Source organism: Collinsella sp. AM31-2AC, from assembly GCF_003469285.1.
Lineage (GTDB): Bacteria > Actinomycetota > Coriobacteriia > Coriobacteriales > Coriobacteriaceae > Collinsella > Collinsella aerofaciens_AT.
This window is the reverse complement of sequence record NZ_QSJB01000009.1, coordinates 33179-52357: the sequence shown is the minus strand read 5'-3', so window position 1 is coordinate 52357 and position 19179 is coordinate 33179. Positions and strand designations below refer to the sequence as shown.

The following is a 19179-nucleotide window of genomic DNA, read 5'->3' as shown; positions in this document are numbered from 1 at the left end:
CCTTGATGAGTTGATGGCATCTGTTGCCAGCACGATCGACGGCGGTCCGGATTGTTGGGCCCCGGCCATAATCGACCGCCACGAAGCGTTCATCCGCAGGTGCGTGGCATAGCGCCTAGAACACTAGCTGAGACAAGGACACTATCGCTGGCATAGTGAACATAGACAGAAGGGTGGTAACACAGACTGTTCCACATGCATATCGATAGTCCTTATTATGCTGCTGGGCAAAGATAGCTACATTCGCGCCGGTGGGGGTCGCAGCCGCAATCAGCAGCGCCATCTTAATTGACCTATCACATGGAAAGAGACATAGGAACAGGAGCGAAAGAATCGGAATGACAAGCAGCCTGACCGATGAGACGGCAAACAAGCTTTTCGCCCTCAGGAGCGCCATCAAATCAGACTGAGCAAGATAGATACCGAGAGTCATCATTGCTAGCGGAGTGTTGAGCCCCGAGATATACGAAAGCACTGACTGTGCCAGAGGGACCGTTGGGACACGAAGGATAAAAATCAAGAAACCGCCCAATAAAGCCATGACCATTGGACTTGTCAGGATCGCTTTAGGACTCATACATTTTTTAGACCCCGACAGCAGATACTGCCCGTATGTCCATTGCATGGCATTGAGAAGAGCGATCATGCACGTGATGAAAAACACGGCATCTTTTCCAAGCGCCGCTTCAACAAGGGGTATTCCCACAAATCCAGCATTCGAGAATGCCGCAGCAAAAATGTCGATGGGACGGCCCCTGAACAACAGGCGGGCAACAACGCAAGCGAGCAACAACATCGCCGCCGACAGCATTAAGGTCATTCCCAACTCATACATCCTCTGAAACGAATACTCGATCCAAAATGATTTGAGAATGATTGCGGGAATCACAAGGTTGATGAGCAACTTTCCGAATTCTATTGCAGCCTGCTCGCTCAATATGCCCAAGCGGTTTAGAGCGTAGCCCATTCCCATGAGCAAAAACATGATAAGGACTTGTTGGATGAGAGGTTCAATGATTGACACAATACATGCTCCGTATAATCCTGACCGGTTCATCTACCACGATGGTCTATAGCGCCTGCTATAGCGCGGCACCGACCGCCTGAATGATTCGCGCAACGAACGCATCGGCAACCCCGCGCGGCGTTCGCGAGTTGTAGGTTTCAAAATACTTGCCGTAGTCTTCCTGAGGCACAAGGTAGTTGCAGTACGTGTTCGCATAGCCGATAACAAAGACGTTGTATTGGCTAAACGCCCTCTTAAAATCCAAGCCTAATGTGCTACACGTATCGCATGGCATCGTGATAAAAATGCAGTTACCAATTACCGCAAACTGGCTCGGAAGCTCAAGCTCGATTTTCCCCATCGAGAGCTTAAGCTGTTGCCGCTTAAGGAGAAAGTCTCGCATCGGGCTCGCATCCATAGCCTCTATCCGATTGGTCATCTCGATCCAATCCGGATCTGTTTTTGCATCGTAGACACTCTTCATGCTGATAGAGCCCCAACGCGGGGTATCAACTCTGAGTGCCGCGCGCTCACGCTTGGATTCAATTTGAGCGCAAAGTTCGTTAGCCGTACGCTCGAGTTCGGCAACTCCCTCCCCTTGCCGATAGAAACGCGTCGACACATCCCCGCACGTTCCGTTGACGCAAAGTACAGGACAGCCATATTTCCTCTCCAAACGCTGCCTGACATGCCCAATCAAATCAGCAGAGAGGACGGCGCTTTTCCCATTAAGGATGGTAGGATGAGCGGACATGAACAGCATTTTTCCAATTGGGCGACCACCTTGAGCGTCCTCAAACGAGAAAATACTTACCTGTTTATCGGCCGGACCGCCCTGAACATTTCGATTCCCGTACAGTCCCTCGATGCCTAACATCTCCATCGATACGGTCGCCTTCGACCTGGACGCCCATGCAGATACCGCCGCCTCGGTAGCCAAGCCAATCAAATCACTCGTCAATTCGGTTTCAGGTAACGTGTCCTCGTAGGCAAGCTTAAAATAGCATGGTGCAGAATGGGTATGAATGCATGCGACGACGATATTGCTCGAATCGATGCCCGTTTTTGACGATACGGCGTTCTTGACCGAAAGGGAAAAATCTTTCGACACCATTATTGAATCGAGCTCGATAAGAATAAACGGGACAAGATCAACACAGACAGCGCTAGCGTTGACCTCAATAGGATCAAGAACATCCGTCCAGGCACCTTTTCTGTTGTAGCCGCCCATGCGGCAAGGAGACTGGGGTGTTACGTCAATCTTCGAGATTCCAAACTCTATGTTCATTCCAACTCCAACTCTTCGCGGCACACGCCGCCCAAACATCGGAAATAGAAATACAAAAAGAGAAGGGCGTCATGGACGCCCTTCCAATGCGTCCTGTCACACGCAGGCCGTAGAAAACTTAACGCTCGGAAACGGGACCATTCTCGAGCTCATCCGCCGTAAAGCCCAGGAAATACGTGCCCAAGGCGCTCACAAGGAAGCCTGCACCAGCAGCGATTCCAAAGTTGATGAGATTCTGGGTCCCGCCGCCCGCAAACGCGAGGAACTCCAAGAAGTTGGATGCCGCGCCGGCAGTATAAACCGTGGCTCCGAGAGCGATTGCAAGCGCACCGGCAACAAAGGATCCGATAATCTTCCAGACAAACACGCGGCGATAGCGCAGCATCATGCCGTAGATGAAAGGCTCGCCGACGCCTCCGACAATGTTTGCGACCAAATAGCCGAATGCCATGCTCTTCTCGTCTTTATCGCACAGCTTGAGCCAGGTCGCCACCTCGCAGCCGAAGGTCGCCCAAAGGCTAACGCCCGTCGCAACCAAAACAAAGCTGTCGGTTCCCACAGTCATATAGTTAGCGATGGCAATCATCGCAACCGCCACATGCATGCCGGTAATAATCATTGGGCACCAAAGACCCGCCAGAATACCTCCTCCGAGGATGGCGGCGATACCACCGGAAGTACCAAGGAACTCAAAACCGGCGGCGAGGGCATTACCGGCCCATGAACCAACAGGGGCGAGAGCGCAGAGAGACACAGGAACAGCGACGACCATGGTAAGGAAAGGCGCGAAAACCGTTGAAAGGGTATCTGGCACATATTTGCGGAAGAAGCGCTCGATATAACTCATCGCCCACACGGACAGAAGAATGGGAAGGACCGTCTTTGTGTAGTTTGCGGCGACGCAAGGAATGCCATAAACGGAGAACTGAGCTCCATCGGTCGCAAGCTGAATCATGGTCGGGTCGATAAGAATGCCGCCCATAAAGGCACCGAGGACAGGCGTTACGCCAATGTTCTTAGCCGCATTATAGCCAAGGTAGATGGGGATAAAATAGAACGCTGCGTCATAAACCATGTTCATCAGAACATAAAGGTCGCTTGTGTCGGACAGCACGCCCGCCATCGTAGGTCCCAGCACCACCGCTACGGTCTTGAACAGGCCAGCACACATTAGGACGGGGATCATAGGCACCATGGAGCTTGACAGGTAGTTGAGGATGTTATTGCCAATAACCTTAGGTGTGAGCTTCTGCTTAGGAGCATCAAGGTTCTCGTCGATGGCGTCCTGCTTGGCAAAGCCGCCGATCTTGCAGAGCTCGTCATAAACCTTGGGCACGTTTTGGCCCACGATTACCTGGAACTGCCCTCCGGAGATTTGAGCACCCAACACACCGCCAATCTTCTTCACTTCTTTGATATCGGGGGCATCGATATCTTTGAGGTTAAAACGCAGGCGCGTCATACAGTGCGCAACAAACGTCACGTTCTCCTTGCCACCGACGGCCTCGAGCACGTCCGCGGCGATTTTCTTATTGTCAGTCATAGCTGAACTCCCTTGCTTTTCTGTCTTCCCGTTTGCGCACACGCGAAGAACCGATTACGGCAGGCCTGACACGAGGCAAATCGAGAAAAGCAAGAAGAAGACAAAAACAGAAGAGCCCCAAAGCACAAAGCGGACAGGGAACTGTCTACGTCATGCTTCGAGGCTCTTCTCGAATAACACCTTATGTGACTACGAAACTACATCCAACAGATGCTTTTACGAAAGTCGAAACCGGCAAACGGTCGAATTTCGGCGATGAGCGGTCAATCAGGACCTGGATCCCGCGCAGACGCGATTGACATGGAGCATCAGGTAGACCTTCTCTTCATCGGCGAGCGCGGCGTCAAAGCGTTCTTCGATAAGCGCGGCCATGCGGTCGACGCACACGGCCACATCGGGATGCTGCTCGCAAAGCGGCCCATAGAGCGCACCGTTCTCCGTGTTGAGGGGCTCTCCTGTCTGCACGCGCTCCAGCAGGTAGCGCACGTGTGTGGCATAGCGGCAAAAGTCAAAGCCGTCGCGGTCCACACAAACCCCCAGCTCGGACTCGATGATCTTGGTGAAGTTCTCGAGCATCACCTCGTCCTTACGCACCGTATTGGATTTGGCCTTTGAAGACGAGGCGACCACGCTGTTGACGATGCAGAGCGCGATACCGCTCGCCTCCCCCCGCGGCATCTTAACGTTGAAGCCGCGATTGATGCCCTCGAGCGCGAACTGGGCGATCTTGTACTCGATGGGGTACATCTGCTGCACGTCATAGGAAAGCGGCATCTGCACAAACATATGCTCGCGGCAGCGCTTGATGGCAAAAGCGATATGGTCGGCCATGGTAAAGGGAAGGTTTGCCGAGAGCTCGCGCGAGATGTTGGAGCGAGCGATATCGGCAATCTGGGCGGAGAACTCCATCACCTGAGGATCGATCTCGTCGAGCAGCGCTAGGTAGCGCGAGTCGACACCGTAGAAGGTTCGCTCGATCTTATCGAGTGTGACCTCATCGGGGCCATTGGGAAACCCGATACCGCGGCCAATTGCCACGAGTTCACGGCCCTTGGCGTTTACGCAGATAACCGTATTGTTGTTGATCCGCTTAAGTATTTTCATGACGCTCCCTACCCGGCGCAAGCAACAGCGCCGCGAGCCCGATTATTCCACGGGATTTCAAATCCGGTCAACCTTCCTTTCGACATCCGAACGATTCGCCCCGTCTTCATTCGATCAGCCTGAGAAGAAGTTTCGCGCTTTGGTGAGTTGATGGTGTTGCGGGCGAATCCATCTCCGGTTCACACCGACTGGGTACCCTGAGGGCTGAACAACCTGTCGCAGCACTAAACGAACCGGGAGGACCCCGTATGACGACTGAATATACCGACGCGCCGCGCACGCGCGTCATGACGCCGGCATCGCTCAACAACGGCGTGCACGAGAACCATTCCATCGGACAGACCATGGCCATCGCACCCAAAAAGGGCCTGTTTGACGACATTTCCATTCCCCAGATCATCGCCGGCGCCGCAGCTGCCGCCACGAGCGTCGCGCTTGCCTCCAAGATTGGTATCGCTGGTTCAGTAATTGGCGCCGCCGTGAGCTCGGTCATCACCGTTGTGTCCTCGCAGGTCTACCGCCACTTTATCTCTGCCAGCGCCGAAGCAATCAAGGGCACGCATGCCGCTGTCGACTACCCTGCCGGCGCCTACGAGCCCGTTGAACCCAATGTCGAGGAGCACCTAGGTGGCGCCGCGACCACGCAGGAGATGCGTCAGGTTGCAGGTCGCGCGACCACGGCGCGCGTCGCCCCCAACAGCCTGCGCGCCAAGGCAGCGGCAGAGCGCAGCCAGACGCAAAAGAAGGTCATCGTCTTCTCGATCGCCATCGCCATCGTCGCGGTCATCGCCTGCGCCGGCGCCATCCTTATCACCACTGCCGGTGAGGGTCTGGGCGAGCGTCCCGAGCCAATCCTGTCGTCGCGCACGACCGAGAGCGATGCAAATGGCAACACCCAGTCGCAGGATCAGCAGGCACAGACGGACGACACGCAAGACAGTTCTGCCTCTGCCAATTCGTCCTCGAACACCCAAAACCAATCGCAGGGCACCGATTCCTCTACGGCCAACAGCGGTACGCAATCCGGCACGACCGACTCAAGCCAAACGACTGACAGCTCGCAGCCGAGCACGGGCGACCAGACGAGCGGCAATACATCGGGCACAGGATCTACCGACAACAGCAGCACTAACAGCTCGGGCGGCACCACATCGGGCACAACATCTGACAGTTCAAGCCAAGGCACGACATCGGGCAACTAGGCACTGCATCCTCAGATAGGCAACCTGTACAACGGGCGCGAATCGACAGCGGTTCGCGCCCGTTTGCCTTGGGCGACGAGATGGCAAGGCCTGTGCGATGGTAAGATGCTTTGGTGTGTAAAGAGGAGATTTGCCATGAGCAAGACAATAGTTAAGCCCACGCTATCGCTGGGCAACCACATCTATCTGTATCGTCTGCTGCGCGATGCAATCGGATGCGGCAAGCAAACGTTTATGACGCAGGTCGAGGAGGCGCTCGCCACCGGCGACATGGCCGCTTACGACCTAGGCTTTGAGTCCACGCGCGAGCTGCTCGAGGAGCTCGACGACTGCATTAAGCTGACCGTCTTTAAGGGCGGTCGCCTGTATGCCACCGTCATCGCCAACGAGGCCTGGGATACCGCCCTTGCCAAAGGCGAGGACAAGCCCAAGGCTGCCAAGGGTGCCAAGCAGTCCTATAAAAAGAAAAAGCGCGGCGAGAAGGACCTCAAGGCTGTACGCCCCAAGCACGTTAAGCGTCCCGAACCAGAAGCCGCGGTTGAAGCTGTGCCGGAGCCCGAGCCCGAAACAGAGATCGAAGTCGCTATTGAGGTGGCAGCAGAAGCCGAAACCGAAATCGCCGCCATGACCGATCCCGAAGTCATGTCAGAACAGGAAGCCGCTGCGGAGCTCAACGAGGCTCCCAAGTCGACAACCGAAGAAGCCGCTGACCAATCCGAGACGCCCGCGTTCCAAAACAGCGATGTCTTTGGCGACGAGGCCGAGGACAATCAACCCGACGAGTCCGCCGATCAAGACGCTACTGAGTCGACGCCGGAACCCGAGACGCCGCAGCCTGCCATCTCGCTTACGGTCGTCTATGACCCCGAGAACGCCAACGCTGGCATCACCACCATGGCATCCACGCCCATCGAGGCAAAGTCGAGCGTCGAGAATGAGAACGCGACGCAGGTTGAGGTTGAAACCGCAGTTGCAGACGCACCCGTCACCGTGAAGCCCGCAGATTCCGAGATCAAGCCGAAAGTAACGCCGGAGCCCGCACCCGTCATCGAATCCATGCCCGCCGCCGCTTGCGACCAAATACCCGCATCCGCACCGGCTTCGCTACCCGCAGCGGCCCCAGCCCCCGCACCTGCAGCGCCCGCCATCCCCAAGGACTTCCCCGTCGATTTCGCAACCGAGGTCTTCTGCCCCGGCCCGCTTCTGCACCAGTTGTCGACCTATCTCCCCTACGGCGCCGACACGCTCGGCATCGTCGGCGAGTACTACTGGATCGCCCGCGAGCGCGGTACCATCGAGGCCGCGCGAAACCGCGCAAGCTTCCCCCTGCGCTACACGCAGGCCGGCGAGCGCCACGAAGTCACCGTGCGCATCCGCCGCAACACCACCGGCGGTCTCGGAGCCACCTGGGCCATCGATAAAGTCGAACCTTCTACCAAGTAACAAAAAGGGACGATAACCCTCAAGGTTATCGTCCCTTTCTCATTAGGTCACCTGAGCTCGACTAATCGCGCGTCAGCTTGCGGTGAATACGATGCGGCTGGGCTGCGTCCTCGCCCAGGCGCTCGATGCGGTTGGCCTGATAGGCCTCGAAGTTGCCCTCGAACCAATACCAGTTGCCCGGGTTCTCGTCGGTGCCCTCCCACGCCAGGATGTGCGTGGCAACGCGGTCTAGGAACATACGGTCGTGGCTAATGACCACCGAGCAGCCCGGGAACTCGAGCAGCGCCGCTTCGAGCGAGGACAGCGTCTCGACGTCGAGGTCGTTCGTGGGCTCGTCGAGGAGCAGCAGGTTGCCGCCCTGCTTGAGCGTGAGCGCCAAGTTCAGACGGTTGCGCTCGCCACCGGAGAGTACGCCGGCGCGCTTCTGCTGGTCCTGGCCCTTAAAGCCAAAGCTCGCCACGTACGCGCGGCTCGGAACCTCGGTCTCGCCGACCATCATGTGGTCCAGGCCGTCCGAGACGACCTCCCATAGGTTCTTATCGGGGTCGATGCCGGAACGGTTCTGGTCGACGTAAGAAATCTTGACGGTCTCGCCCACCTCGAGCTCGCCCGAAGTCAACGGCTCCAAACCCACGATGGTCTTGAAGAGCGTGGTCTTGCCGACACCGTTGGGGCCGATGACGCCCACGATGCCGTTACGCGGCAGGGTGAATGAAAGGTCGTCGATGAGCACGCGGCCATCGAACTCCTTGTGCAGGTGATGGGCCTCGAGCACCTTGTTGCCCAGACGCGGGCCCACAGGGATGCGGATGTCGGTCCAGTCGAGCTTCTGGCTTGCGCGGGCCTCGGCCTCCATCTCCTCGTAGCGAGCCAGACGGGCCTTGTTCTTGGCCTGGCGAGCCTTGGGCGAGCTGCGTACCCACTCGAGCTCGGCCTCCATGCGCTTGGCGAGCTTGGCATCGCGGTTGCCCTGCGCCTCAATACGCGCGGCCTTGGTCTCCAGATACGTGGAGTAGTTGCCCTTGTAGGGATAAAGGTGGCCGCGGTCGACCTCGCAGATCCACTCGGCAACGTTATCCAGGAAGTAGCGATCGTGCGTGACGGCAAGCACCGCGCCCTGGTAGTTGTGCAGGAAGTGCTCGAGCCACAGGATCGACTCGGCGTCCAAGTGGTTGGTGGGCTCGTCGAGCAGCAACAGGTCGGGAGCCTCGAGCAGCAGTTTGCACAGCGCCACGCGACGACGCTCGCCGCCGGAGAGCACGTTAACCGGCATGTCGGAATCGGGCAGCTGCAAGGCGTCCATGGCCTGGCCGAGCTTGGAATCGATATCCCAGCCGTCGGCGGTATCAATCTCGTCCTGGAGCTTGCCCATCTCGGCCATGAGGGCGTCCATGTCGCAATCCGGGTCGCACATCTCCTCGCCGATCTTATTGAAGCGATCGACCTTGGCGATCATATCGCCAAACGCCATGCGCACGTTCTCGATAACGGTCTTGTCGTCGTCGAGCGGCGGTTCCTGCTGCAGGATACCCACGGTGTAGCCGGGGGTGAGCCTGGCATCGCCGTTTGAGACCTCCTCGATACCGGCCATGATCTTGAGCAGGGTCGACTTGCCCATGCCGTTGGGGCCCACGACACCGATCTTGGCACCGGGGTAGAAGCTCAGGGTCACGTCGTCAAGGATTACCTTGTCGCCATGGGCCTTGCGAGCCTGATACATCTGGTAGATAAACTCCGCCATTTGCCTGTTTTATCCTTTCTACCTGCTGTTTCCCTATTCTTGTTTCGCTTTAGTGGAAACGAAATGAGGAAATCAGCTCTGAAACTTAACGAAAAAGGGGCATGGTTGCCCACGCCCCTAATACTACCTGGGAAAAGTCCCCCAGAACATACTATGAACTGCGTACGCTAGTTTTCCGCAACCTTAGCGAACGGCTCGCTGCGATTTACGCCACAGCAGATACGAGTAGACGTAGACGGCTCCGACCGAACCAAACGCCAGCACCGCAATCACCGCGGCGACGACTTCACTCGAAAGCACGCTACCCGCCACGCCCATCACAATCAAACCAACACCCAGCACCATAAAGCAAGCACCGCCAAAGCGCTGTGTGCGGCGCCAGTTCTCGGGATCGGCAAGCGCCCAAGGCGTCTTGATACCGAGCGTATAGTTCTGCTTCACACGCGGCAAGTAGTTGCCTACGCCGATGAACAGCAAACCGATAGCACCGGAAATCAGCACGTTGACCGAACCGACCGCCGGCACCACGCCCCAGACCGTAAGCTCACCCAACCAGCTTATGGCACACATGAACAAGGTGAAGGCGATTACGAAGCCCTGATAGAACTTGCCCGAGGTTCGATATGCCTCACCTTTGGGGTCAATGCGTGGCACCACGTAGAACATTGCAAGAAGTGCCAGAGGCAGCACGCCGAGCGCGGAGGCCATCCAGCTAGGGCCCCAACCGTCGACGGCGCCGTTCGCTCCCCAGTGCGTGGGAATCTGTGCAGGCAAGCTCGGCATCACCATAAGGTGCGCCGCGACATTAATAGCGCAGACCACAACAAGCATGGCCCATACACGCGGCGATACCCCCGTGGCGTGAATGCCCTTGTTTTCGTTATTCATCCTCATCACCTTCAGTGTCTGTAAAGCCCATAAACCAGCCAATCAAGTCCTGCATGACGGTGGTGTTTAAGCTGTAAACGATGTTTTGGCCATGGCGCTCGTCGGTCACCAACCCGGCGTTTTTGAGCGTCGCCAAATGATGGCTGAGCGACGGCTTGCTAATGTCAAAATGCTCGGCAAGCTCCCCGGCCGTGCAATTGCCCTCGCGCAGTAGCTCCAAAATGCGTCGCCGTGTAGGATCGGCAAGCGCCTTAAAACCCTCTCCCGGCATAGAACCTCCTCTCACTATCTCTCACGACGCGCACACTATACTCGTTATTTAGATGTTTGTCTAATTATCTAATTTGATACTACGTATAGAACATGCGTTCGTTTTTAGATACAATGGGCCAAGAAGCAGATGGATCAGCTCCCTCTTACCAAGAAGGAGATGGACTATGAGTATTGACGATGTCCTGACGTTGTTGTTGCTTGTAATCGCGGCTGTGGAGCTCGGCATCCACATTGGAGGTCGAATGAAATAGCCGCCCCCGCGTAATGCGAAGACGGCCACTTCTCACGCTACAAACGTGTTTGGGAGTTGGCTAACCCGCTGCAACGGGTGCCATCTGCTTCATCTTATGCGAATCCCTGCCTCATTTCAACAAGCCCCTAAGGCTCAAATGGAATCGCGATAATACCTATAATGGCGATAGCTAAAACACGATTCGCTTCCCCATCGGAGGATGTCTATGACCGAAACTGCTGCACTCGTCGAGACACGCGACACCAAGCTCGAGATCATCATGGGCCGCGAGGCACTCGATAAGCTCGCCGATGCTACGGTGCTGGTGCTCGGCTGCGGAGGCGTGGGCTCCAACTGCTGCGAGGCACTCGCCCGCGGCGGCATCGGACATTTTGTGATTCTGGACAAGGACATCATCGCGCCCAGCAATATCAATCGCCAGGCCATCGCCTTTCACAGCACCATCGGCAAGCGCAAGGTCGATGTTATGGAAGCCATGATTCGCGATATCAATCCCGCTGCCACCGTTATCAAGCGCACCGAATACCTGTTGAGCGATAACATCGATGATTTCTTTGCGAGCGTTTTGGAGCAGACGGACGGCAAGCTCGACTACGTCGTCGACGCCATCGACACCATCTCGGCCAAGCTCACCATTGCCAAATATGCTCAGGACCACGGCATTCGTTTGGTTAGTTCCATGGGCGGGGCCAACAAGCTCCACCCCGAATGCCTGCGTTTTGCCGACATCTTTGACACCGTGCGCGATCCTATGAGCCGCATCATGCGCAAAGAGTGCAAAAAGCGTGGCATCAAGAGCCTTCACGTGCTGTTTAGCTGCGAGGAATCGGTAAAGACCCAGCCTCGCGACCCTTCCAACATCCACGAGCGTACCGAGTTGGGAACCGCGAGCTTTATGCCGCCCATCATGGGCCAGATGATCGCCGGCGAGGTTATCCGAGAGATCAGCGGACGCGGCACCGAGCACGTGCGCGCCGACGGCCAGCGCTTGGACTAGCAGGGATGCCGCGATGGAGCCGCAGTTGTTTGATGCACACTGTCATCTTGATTTGATGGCCTGCCCGGATACCGTTGCCGATGAGACGACGGCACTGGGCCTGGGTCTATTTGACTGCGGCGTCGACCCACGCGACTTCGCGGCAGCAAAAACACGCGCCAGTCACCACCCGAACATCATCGCGGGCGTCGGCCTCCATCCCTGGTGGCTCGCCGACGGCCGATGCAGCGCTACCGAAATCGACCTGCTTTGCGAAGTCGCTGCACAAGAACGCTTGATCGGCGAGGTCGGGCTCGACTTTTCCGCTCGTTTTGCCGGAAGCGAGCCGCTACAAGTACAGGCATTTGACCGGCTCTGCGATGCACTCGCGCAGCACCCTCTTGCCGGGCGCGTGATATCAATTCACGCTGTTCGTTCGGCAGGAACCGTACTGGACGCCCTTGAGTCATATGGATTACTCACCCCAAGCCCCAACTCCCCCGCCATCATCTTTCACTGGTTTAGCGGCACCTCGGACGAACTCGTCCGCGCGCGCGATGCAGGCTGCTATTTTTCCGTCAGCGAGCGCATGCTCGCCACCAAGCGCGGTCGTGAATACGCCCGACAGATTCCACTCGACCGCCTGCTGTTCGAAACCGACGCTCCGGCCGAGCCGCAAGCGGATACAAGCGCACGGCAGCTCAACGCATCGCTAAAAAGCGTCTCCCGGCGCATCGCCGAACTTAAAAACTGCGCTGTGGAGAGGTCGAATCGATTGCTTTGGGGAATTCGCACTCCATTTTTGACTTCCGCTGACCCCGGTGGGCAAAAAATGCCAAATATGAGTACTGTTGCAAAGCTAGTCACATTATTTTGCAACAAATTAGCGCCTTGTTAATGTACATCAGTTCATTAACAAGGCGCTTTAACATGGGCAAAGCCATATCAAGCAGGCTTAAATCATCCCCAGACACTCAACTAGGGTCTCAAAGGCTTGATTTTGCTGTTACCAAAATAGTGACAGTACTCATATTTGGCATTTTTTGCCCACTCGCTCCCAGAAAGGCCACAAAGACCCCCTAAGAAAGCTCAAGCAGTTCCGGCAGCTGGTCGATGATCTTGTCCGCGGCATCCTGGCTAAAGCCAAACCGCTCCTCGCGCTTGGCAATCACCGTTAACCCCGCGCGTTTGCCGGCAGTGATACCAGGCACCGAATCCTCAACGCAGCAGCAACGGTCCGCAGGCAGCCCCAACAGATCCAGCGCATGCAGGTAGATGTCGGGCTCGGGCTTACTCTCCTTAAACTGCTCGCCGCTCACCACGTACTCAAAGGCGTCCGACAGTCCGCATGCATGGAGCACCTCTTCGATGCTGACCATGGGAGACGAACTCGCCAGCGCCACACGGACGCCGCGGCGCGGCAGCTCTCGAATCGTATCAACGGCACCCGGGTTGATCAAAGCCTGATAGTCGCGCGGGCGCTTATGCGCCCACTCGTCCCAACGGGCCAACGCTTCCTCGCCAGTGAAATGCCCCCTACCGGCGCGCTCAAACCAATCGACCAGCATATGCAGGAAGAACTGATGTGAGGTGCCAACCTGCCCGTTTAGCTCCTCTTGGGTTAGATTCAGCCCAAGCTCCTTGGCAAACGCGGCAGTCTCCCCCAGGTAGTAATACTCGGTATCGACGATGACGCCGTCCATGTCAAAGATAACGGCGTCGAACGGAAATGCGGACACGGCACCCTCCCTAACAAAAGGGCGCCTGTAAGCAGGCGCCCGAACCATGCATTATCGGCGATTCTAGCCCAGTAGCTTATCGAGTGCCACCGCGATACCGTCTTCGTTGTTGCCGGCAGTCACCATCTGGGCCACAGCCTTGACCTCGTCGACGGCGTTACCCATGGCAACACCGGTACCCGCCCACTCAATCATGGACTTGTCGTTCTGGCCGTCGCCAAACGATACGACCTCACTGGCATCGATGCCCAGCTTGGACAGGGCACCCTCGAGCGCACGGGCCTTGTCGATACCGGGCGCCGTGTACTCAAAGTACCAGTCGGCCGTAAACATGCCCGAAAGCGTCTGCTTAAAGGGCGCATACATCTCCTCGTAATGCGCCTGCAGGTACGCGGGGTCGCCCGCGGTGAGCAACTTGTCTACCGGATAGGCGTCTGCCACCTCGTGAAGACTCTCGACCTCGCGGATCTTAAGGTCGCAGGCATCGCGCTCGTATTTGACGATGTTTTTCTGCGAGCCGTCAGGCAGCGTGATCATGCAATGGTACGAGTCCTCGACGTGCAAATCGCGACCGAGCGAAATCATAGGGATCACGTCGAAATTGCGCAGATGATCAATCAGACGGTGCAGCTCGTCAGCCGGCATGGCCTGGTCAAAAAGGACCTCATCGGTCTGAGCGTCGACCACATGCGCGCCATTAAAGGCAACTAGCAGACCGTCATGGTTTTGAAGGTCGAGCTCCTGCGCCAAGGCGTGCAACCCCCATGCGGGACGGCCCGAAGCCAAGATGAGCTTAATGCCCGACTCCTGCGTCGCGAGCAGCTTCTCGCGCGTACGCGGGCTGATGACCTTTTGGTCGTTGGTGAGCGTACCGTCGATATCCATTGCGATGGCTTTGATTGCCATATATGCCTCCCTGTCATTGAACAACCTTGTCTGAGCCATCATACAGAACACCCACGGCGGCGCTGTTTGCAACGGGAAAAATGTCATATTGTCCCAAACATGAACGGCGCGCCTTCGACGATTGCGATGCCCGTCGAGGCGCCTCCCAATACATTCCATCCTATCCAAATAGCAAGGGGCCCGTATCCCAACGGATACGGGCCCCTTTCAGCCATAAGCCAACTCAGCCGTAAAGACTACTTGCGATGAGCGCGATAGAACTCGATGAGCGCCTGGGTCGAAGCGTCCTGCTCGGCCTTGGCGGCGTCGTCGTGGAAGGCCGGGGTGATCTGCTTGGCAAGCTGCTTGCCCAGCTCGACGCCCCACTGGTCGTAGGAGTCGATGCCCCAGACCGTGCCCTCGACAAACGTAATGTGCTCGTACAGGGCGATGAGCTCGCCAAGCGCGAACGGGGTCAGCGTGTCACCGAAGATCGAGGTCGTCGGGCGGTTGCCCTCAAAGCAACGAGCCGGGACGATCTGTTCGGGCGTGCCCTCGGCACGAACCTCGTCGGCTGTCTTGCCAAAGGCGAGTGCCTTGGTCTGGGCCAGGAAGTTGCCCAGGAACAGCTCGTGCACGTCCTGGCCGCTGTCGGTCGCAGGGTTGGCGGTATTGGCGAAGGCGATGAAATCGGCCGGAACCACCACGGTGCCCTGGTGCAGCAGCTGGTAGAAGGCGTGCTGGCCGTTGGTGCCGGGCTCGCCCCAGAAGATCTCACCGGTGTCGGAGGTCACGGCGCTGCCGTCCCAGCGGACATGCTTGCCGTTGGACTCCATGGTGAGCTGCTGCAGGTAGGCCGGGAAACGATGCAGGTACTGGCAGTACGGCAGCACGGCGTGGCTCTTGGAACCGAAGAAGTTGACGTACCAGACGTTGAGCAGACCCATCAGCGCGACGGCGTTGTTCTCGAGCGGCGTGTTGCAGAAGTACTCGTCGATGGCGTGGAAGCCCTCGAGGAACTGCTGGAAGCGCTCGGGGCCGAGCACGACGATCAGCGACAGACCCACGGCGGAGTCGACGGAATAGCGGCCGCCGACCCAGTTCCAAAAACCGAAGGCGTTGGCGGGGTCGATACCGAAGGCCTCGACCTTTTCGAGCGCGGTGGAAACGGCAACGAAGTGCTTTGCCACGGCCTCGGCGTTCTGCTCATCGGAGCCATCGATGGCGCCCTGAGCCTTGAGCTGCTCGAGCATCCAGGTCTTGACCTCGCGGGCGTTGGTGAGGGTCTCGAGCGTGGTGAAGGTCTTGGAGACGATGATCACGAGCGTGGTCTCGGGATCCAGACCCTTGAGCTTCTCGGCCTGGTCGTTGGGATCGATGTTGGAGATATAGCGGCAATCGATACCGGCGTCGGCATAGGGACGCAGGGCCTCGTAAGCCATGACCGGGCCCAGATCGGAGCCGCCGATGCCGATGGACACCAGGTGCTCGATCTTTTTGCCGGTAACACCCTTCCACTCACCGGAGCGCACGCGCTCGGCGAAGGCATACATGCGGTCGAGAACCTCGTGCACGTCGGCGACGACGTCCTGGCCGTCGACGATGAGCTGGCCCTTCTCGCTTGCCGGGCGGCGCAGCGCGGTGTGCAGGACGGCGCGGTCCTCGGTGGTGTTGATGTGCTCGCCGGAGAACATGGCGTCGCGGCGCTCCTCGAGCTTCACCTCGCGGGCAAGATCGCACAGCAGCTTGACGGTCTCATCAGTCACCAGGTTCTTGGACAGGTCGAAGTGCAGGTCACCGGCGTCAAAGCTCAGCTTGTTCACGCGCTCGGCATCGGCGGCGAACCAGGCCTTGAGGTCGATACCCTCGGCCTCGAGCTTCTCCTGATGGGCCTCGAGCGCCTTCCAAGCGGCAGTCGACGTAGCATCGATAGGTGCGGCAACAGTTGCCATAGAGTCCTCCTCAGCATACGGGCACACGCCTCCATGCGCCCGGACATTCAGATGCCACTATTCTAGCGCAGGTCAAGACTATAATCAGCGAGCGTTGCCAATCGGCCCCCAAACGGCAACCGACCAAAAAGGGACAGGTTTATTTTGGCAGGTCAAACGCTTTACCAATCAAAAATGACCTATCCCTTTATGGCAAATATTAGGCCGCGGCGCAGACGCTACCGAGTAACTCACGCAGAGGAGACCCGATGCCCTCCAGCAGTTCGGGCGCGATGATGGCGAAAACGGGAACCTCGCCGGCACCCACAACGGCGGGCACTTTTCCCTCGGAGACGATGCATCCATAAGGCACAAAGCCGTCCTCACCGGCATCGAGCGCCTCCATACGACGGGCGAGCTCGCGCGCAAAGCCGGCCGTATCGGCATCGCCGATCGCCAGGACAAAGTCCACGCCTTCGTCGGTCGCCAAGGCCACGGCTTCGTCGATCAGCTCGTCTCCCCCGTCGCCCCCGACCAAACCGCAGCGGAAAAGCACGCGCTCGAGCAGGGCACGATCGAGCGAGCCCAGCGCCGCCGAAACGAGCTCATCACGCGTGTGCTTGTCGCCTCCCAGCACGACCAGTGCCTTGGTGCCGCCATAGTGGGCAACCAATCGCCCGCACCAGCGAGCCACATCCCCATCCGCAACCAAGCGCGTCGGCATACCAAACCCATAGTTGACCATTATCCCCACAACCCTTCCGTGCTTTATGGTGGTATCAATCGTTAGCCTCATGCTACGAAGCGAGCTTTTCCGAGCTGTTTCGCGCTCTTTAGGGCTGCGTTAAAAACCCGATGCAACCGCACGACCATACCTGCCAAATAGGGACAGGTTTTGACGGTGTCCGGTCGAGCAGGTATTATCGAACAGGTATTCGATAAGAACATGTGTTTGATGGGAGGCTCGGATGGAGCACGAGCAGCACACCTACATCTGCATCGACCTCAAGACGTTTTATGCCAGCGTCGAGTGCGTCGATCGTGGGCTCGATCCGCTCACCACCAACCTGGTCGTTGCCGACGAATCGCGCGGACGCACGACCATCTGTCTCGCTATCACGCAGACCATGAAGGACCTCGGGATACACAACCGCTGCCGTCTATTCGAGATTCCCGACGGCATCGACTACATCAAAGCAGTGCCGCGCATGCAACACTACATGGAGGTGTCGGCGCAAATCTACGGCGTCTATCTGGAATACGTCAGCCCCCAGGACGTGCACGTCTACTCCATCGATGAGTGCTTTATCGACGTGACGCCCTATCTGGACCTTTATCACACCGATGCCGAAGGGTTCGCCTGCATGTTGCGCGACGAGGTCTTGGGGCGCACCGGCATCACGGCGACGGTCGGTATCGGCCCCAACCTATTCCAGGCCAAGGTGGCGCTCGACATCACCGCCAAGCACGTAGTCAGCCGCATTGGCGTACTCGACGACGAGATCTTTCGCAAGGAGATCTGGCCCCATCGCCCCATCACCGACATCTGGGGCATCGGCCCCGGCGTGGCGGCCCGTCTCGAGAAATACGGCGTCTACGACCTGATGGGCGTCGCCGCACTCGACGAGAACCTGCTCTACGACGAACTCGGCGTCAATGCCGAATATCTCATCGACCACGCCTTCGGGCGCGAGCCGACAACCATCGCCGATATCCAAGCCTATCGCCCGCAAGCGACCTCGACCACCACAGGACAGGTGCTCTCGAAGGGCTATGCCTACGAGCAGGCCTACACCGTCTTGCGCGAAATGGTCGACAACGCCGTGTTGGATCTAGTCGATAAGCACGTGGTCTGCGACAGCATCTCGCTCTTTGTGGGCTACGCGAGCGAGCGCGCCGACATACGCCGGCTCAACGCCAGCGGCACGGCGCAGTATATAGACGGCTGCGGACACTTGCGCTCGAGCACCTCGGGCATCGAGCCCGCAGCGACCGACGGCCCCGAGCTCGCGCCCCGTGCTCCCAAGCCCGTCCAGCGCGATGACGAAAGGCGTCGCCTGGTGCGCGAAGCGCAGGCAATCGATGGCATCTTTGTGGGAGAGCATGGCGGCAAACCGCGTGGTGGCTATGCCGCACTCTTTGCGCACTCCAACGCCTCGCGAAAGCTGCCCGAGCGCACTAATTCGTTTAAGAAAATCATGGGGTATTTCGATGACCTTTGGGCACAAACGGTCGATCCCAAACGACCGGTCAAGCGCATCAACCTGGGATTTGGCAATCTTGTGCCCGAGGAATTTGCCACCATCGATCTGTTCAGCGATATCGAGGCCGATGAGCGCGAGCGCGACCTGGCGCGCGCCATCCTGGCCGTGAAAGGCAAGTACGGCAAGAACGCGCTCGTCAAGGGATTAAGCTTTACCGCCGGCGCCACCGCGCGCGAACGCAACGGCCAAGTTGGAGGACATCGTGCCTAAACCCAAGCAGCAGCCCGTGCGCCCGCCGACCGCCTTCGAGCGCCTGGCGGACCCCGAGGGCAGACGCCGCGCCGCCGACCCCAACCTCACTGCCAACGGTGCCGTGCGCGCCAACCGCGCCGCACAGTTTATGCCCTTTGCCGCCCTCACGGGATACTACGAACTCGTGCGCAAGCAGGAAATCACCGTCGAGTCAAAACGTGAGCTCACGGAAGAAAAAGCCCTCGTACTTTCTAAAAAGCTCGAGGGTCTCAAACGTGGCGACTTGGTTCGTGTCACCTATTACGATACATACGGCTATCGCAGCCGCACCGGCATCCTCGACGAGGCGCTCCCCGCCTTCAAGCTCCTCAAGCTCCGAGACATCGCCATCGACTTCGATGACATCCAAGACATCGAACTGCGCGGACGAGCCTAGCCAAGGAAGCGCATC

Annotated in this window: 17 protein-coding genes; 6 read left to right on the top strand and 11 right to left on the bottom strand. The window is 58.0% G+C overall.

Annotated elements, in window-relative coordinates; genetic code table 11:
- Positions 1 to 115: 115 nt before the first annotated feature.
- The 4 genes from DW796_RS05630 to DW796_RS05615 all read right to left on the bottom strand — a co-directional run bounded on the left by DW796_RS05630 (position 116) and on the right by DW796_RS05615 (position 4941).
- A complete protein-coding gene (locus DW796_RS05630; RefSeq protein ID WP_158550973.1) occupies positions 116 to 1024 on the bottom strand; it encodes an AEC family transporter in 909 nt (302 codons plus the stop codon).
- A gap of 58 nt (positions 1025 to 1082) precedes the next feature.
- The gene (locus DW796_RS05625; protein ID WP_117773912.1) at positions 1083 to 2294 is read right to left on the bottom strand and encodes a hypothetical protein; all 1212 of its coding nucleotides are present in this window, start codon (positions 2292 to 2294) and stop codon (positions 1083 to 1085) included.
- Between the two features lie 118 nt (positions 2295 to 2412).
- On the bottom strand, positions 2413 to 3837 hold the full coding sequence (locus DW796_RS05620) for a PTS transporter subunit EIIC (RefSeq protein WP_117635424.1): 1425 nt from the start codon (positions 3835 to 3837) through the stop codon (positions 2413 to 2415).
- 267 nt (positions 3838 to 4104) lie between these two features.
- Positions 4105 to 4941, bottom strand: a complete 837-nt coding sequence (locus tag DW796_RS05615) for a PRD domain-containing protein (protein ID WP_117773911.1) — start codon at positions 4939 to 4941, stop codon at positions 4105 to 4107.
- Positions 4942 to 5189: 248 nt separating this feature from the next.
- On the opposite strand from DW796_RS05615, the gene DW796_RS05610 reads away from it, so the two are divergent.
- Both DW796_RS05610 and DW796_RS05605 read left to right on the top strand, forming a co-directional pair.
- On the top strand, positions 5190 to 6143 hold the full coding sequence (locus DW796_RS05610; RefSeq protein ID WP_118094519.1) for a hypothetical protein: 954 nt from the start codon (positions 5190 to 5192) through the stop codon (positions 6141 to 6143).
- 135 nt (positions 6144 to 6278) lie between these two features.
- Positions 6279 to 7586, top strand: coding sequence for a hypothetical protein (locus DW796_RS05605; RefSeq protein WP_118094518.1), 1308 nt, complete (start codon positions 6279 to 6281; stop codon positions 7584 to 7586).
- Positions 7587 to 7647: 61 nt separating this feature from the next.
- Here DW796_RS05605 and ettA read toward each other — a convergent pair whose 3' ends face one another.
- The 3 genes from ettA to DW796_RS05590 form a co-directional block, all read right to left on the bottom strand.
- Positions 7648 to 9327, bottom strand: a complete 1680-nt coding sequence (gene ettA / locus DW796_RS05600; RefSeq protein WP_118094517.1) for an energy-dependent translational throttle protein EttA — start codon at positions 9325 to 9327, stop codon at positions 7648 to 7650.
- Between the two features lie 183 nt (positions 9328 to 9510).
- Positions 9511 to 10215 carry an SdpI family protein gene (locus DW796_RS05595; RefSeq protein WP_118094516.1) on the bottom strand — a complete coding sequence of 235 codons (705 nt, stop codon included), beginning with the start codon at positions 10213 to 10215 and terminating at the stop codon, positions 9511 to 9513.
- Positions 10208 to 10486 (bottom strand): autorepressor SdpR family transcription factor, encoded by a 279-nt coding sequence (locus DW796_RS05590; protein ID WP_117776433.1) that lies wholly within the window; start codon positions 10484 to 10486, stop codon positions 10208 to 10210. The genes DW796_RS05595 and DW796_RS05590 overlap by 8 nt, the downstream gene beginning before the upstream one ends.
- Positions 10487 to 10946: 460 nt before the next feature.
- On the opposite strand from DW796_RS05590, the gene DW796_RS05585 reads away from it, so the two are divergent.
- Entirely contained in the window at positions 10947 to 11738 is a 792-nt protein-coding gene (locus DW796_RS05585) for a tRNA threonylcarbamoyladenosine dehydratase (protein ID WP_338134624.1), read from the top strand.
- A 13-nt stretch (positions 11739 to 11751) separates the two neighbouring features.
- On the top strand, positions 11752 to 12615 hold the full coding sequence (locus DW796_RS05580) for a TatD family hydrolase (protein WP_118094514.1): 864 nt from the start codon (positions 11752 to 11754) through the stop codon (positions 12613 to 12615).
- A 181-nt stretch (positions 12616 to 12796) separates the two neighbouring features.
- Here DW796_RS05580 and DW796_RS05575 read toward each other — a convergent pair whose 3' ends face one another.
- From DW796_RS05575 to DW796_RS05560, 4 genes are all read right to left on the bottom strand, one after another.
- Positions 12797 to 13456 carry an HAD family phosphatase gene (locus tag DW796_RS05575; RefSeq protein ID WP_338134623.1) on the bottom strand — a complete coding sequence of 220 codons (660 nt, stop codon included), beginning with the start codon at positions 13454 to 13456 and terminating at the stop codon, positions 12797 to 12799.
- A gap of 63 nt (positions 13457 to 13519) precedes the next feature.
- Positions 13520 to 14362, bottom strand: coding sequence for a Cof-type HAD-IIB family hydrolase (locus tag DW796_RS05570; protein ID WP_187362377.1), 843 nt, complete (start codon positions 14360 to 14362; stop codon positions 13520 to 13522).
- A gap of 236 nt (positions 14363 to 14598) precedes the next feature.
- On the bottom strand, positions 14599 to 16293 hold the full coding sequence (pgi, locus tag DW796_RS05565; RefSeq protein ID WP_117564424.1) for a glucose-6-phosphate isomerase: 1695 nt from the start codon (positions 16291 to 16293) through the stop codon (positions 14599 to 14601).
- Positions 16294 to 16492: 199 nt separating this feature from the next.
- A complete protein-coding gene (locus DW796_RS05560; RefSeq protein ID WP_158551583.1) occupies positions 16493 to 17017 on the bottom strand; it encodes an iron-containing alcohol dehydrogenase in 525 nt (174 codons plus the stop codon).
- 223 nt (positions 17018 to 17240) lie between these two features.
- Here DW796_RS05560 and DW796_RS05555 point away from each other — a divergent pair, with 223 nt between their 5' ends.
- Complete coding sequence (locus tag DW796_RS05555; protein ID WP_118094511.1) at positions 17241 to 18746, top strand: DNA repair protein; 1506 nt, start codon at positions 17241 to 17243, stop codon at positions 18744 to 18746.
- Positions 18739 to 19164 (top strand): hypothetical protein, encoded by a 426-nt coding sequence (locus tag DW796_RS05550; protein ID WP_233503836.1) that lies wholly within the window; start codon positions 18739 to 18741, stop codon positions 19162 to 19164. Before DW796_RS05555 ends, DW796_RS05550 begins: the two co-directional genes overlap by 8 nt.
- Positions 19165 to 19179: the final 15 nt, after the last annotated feature.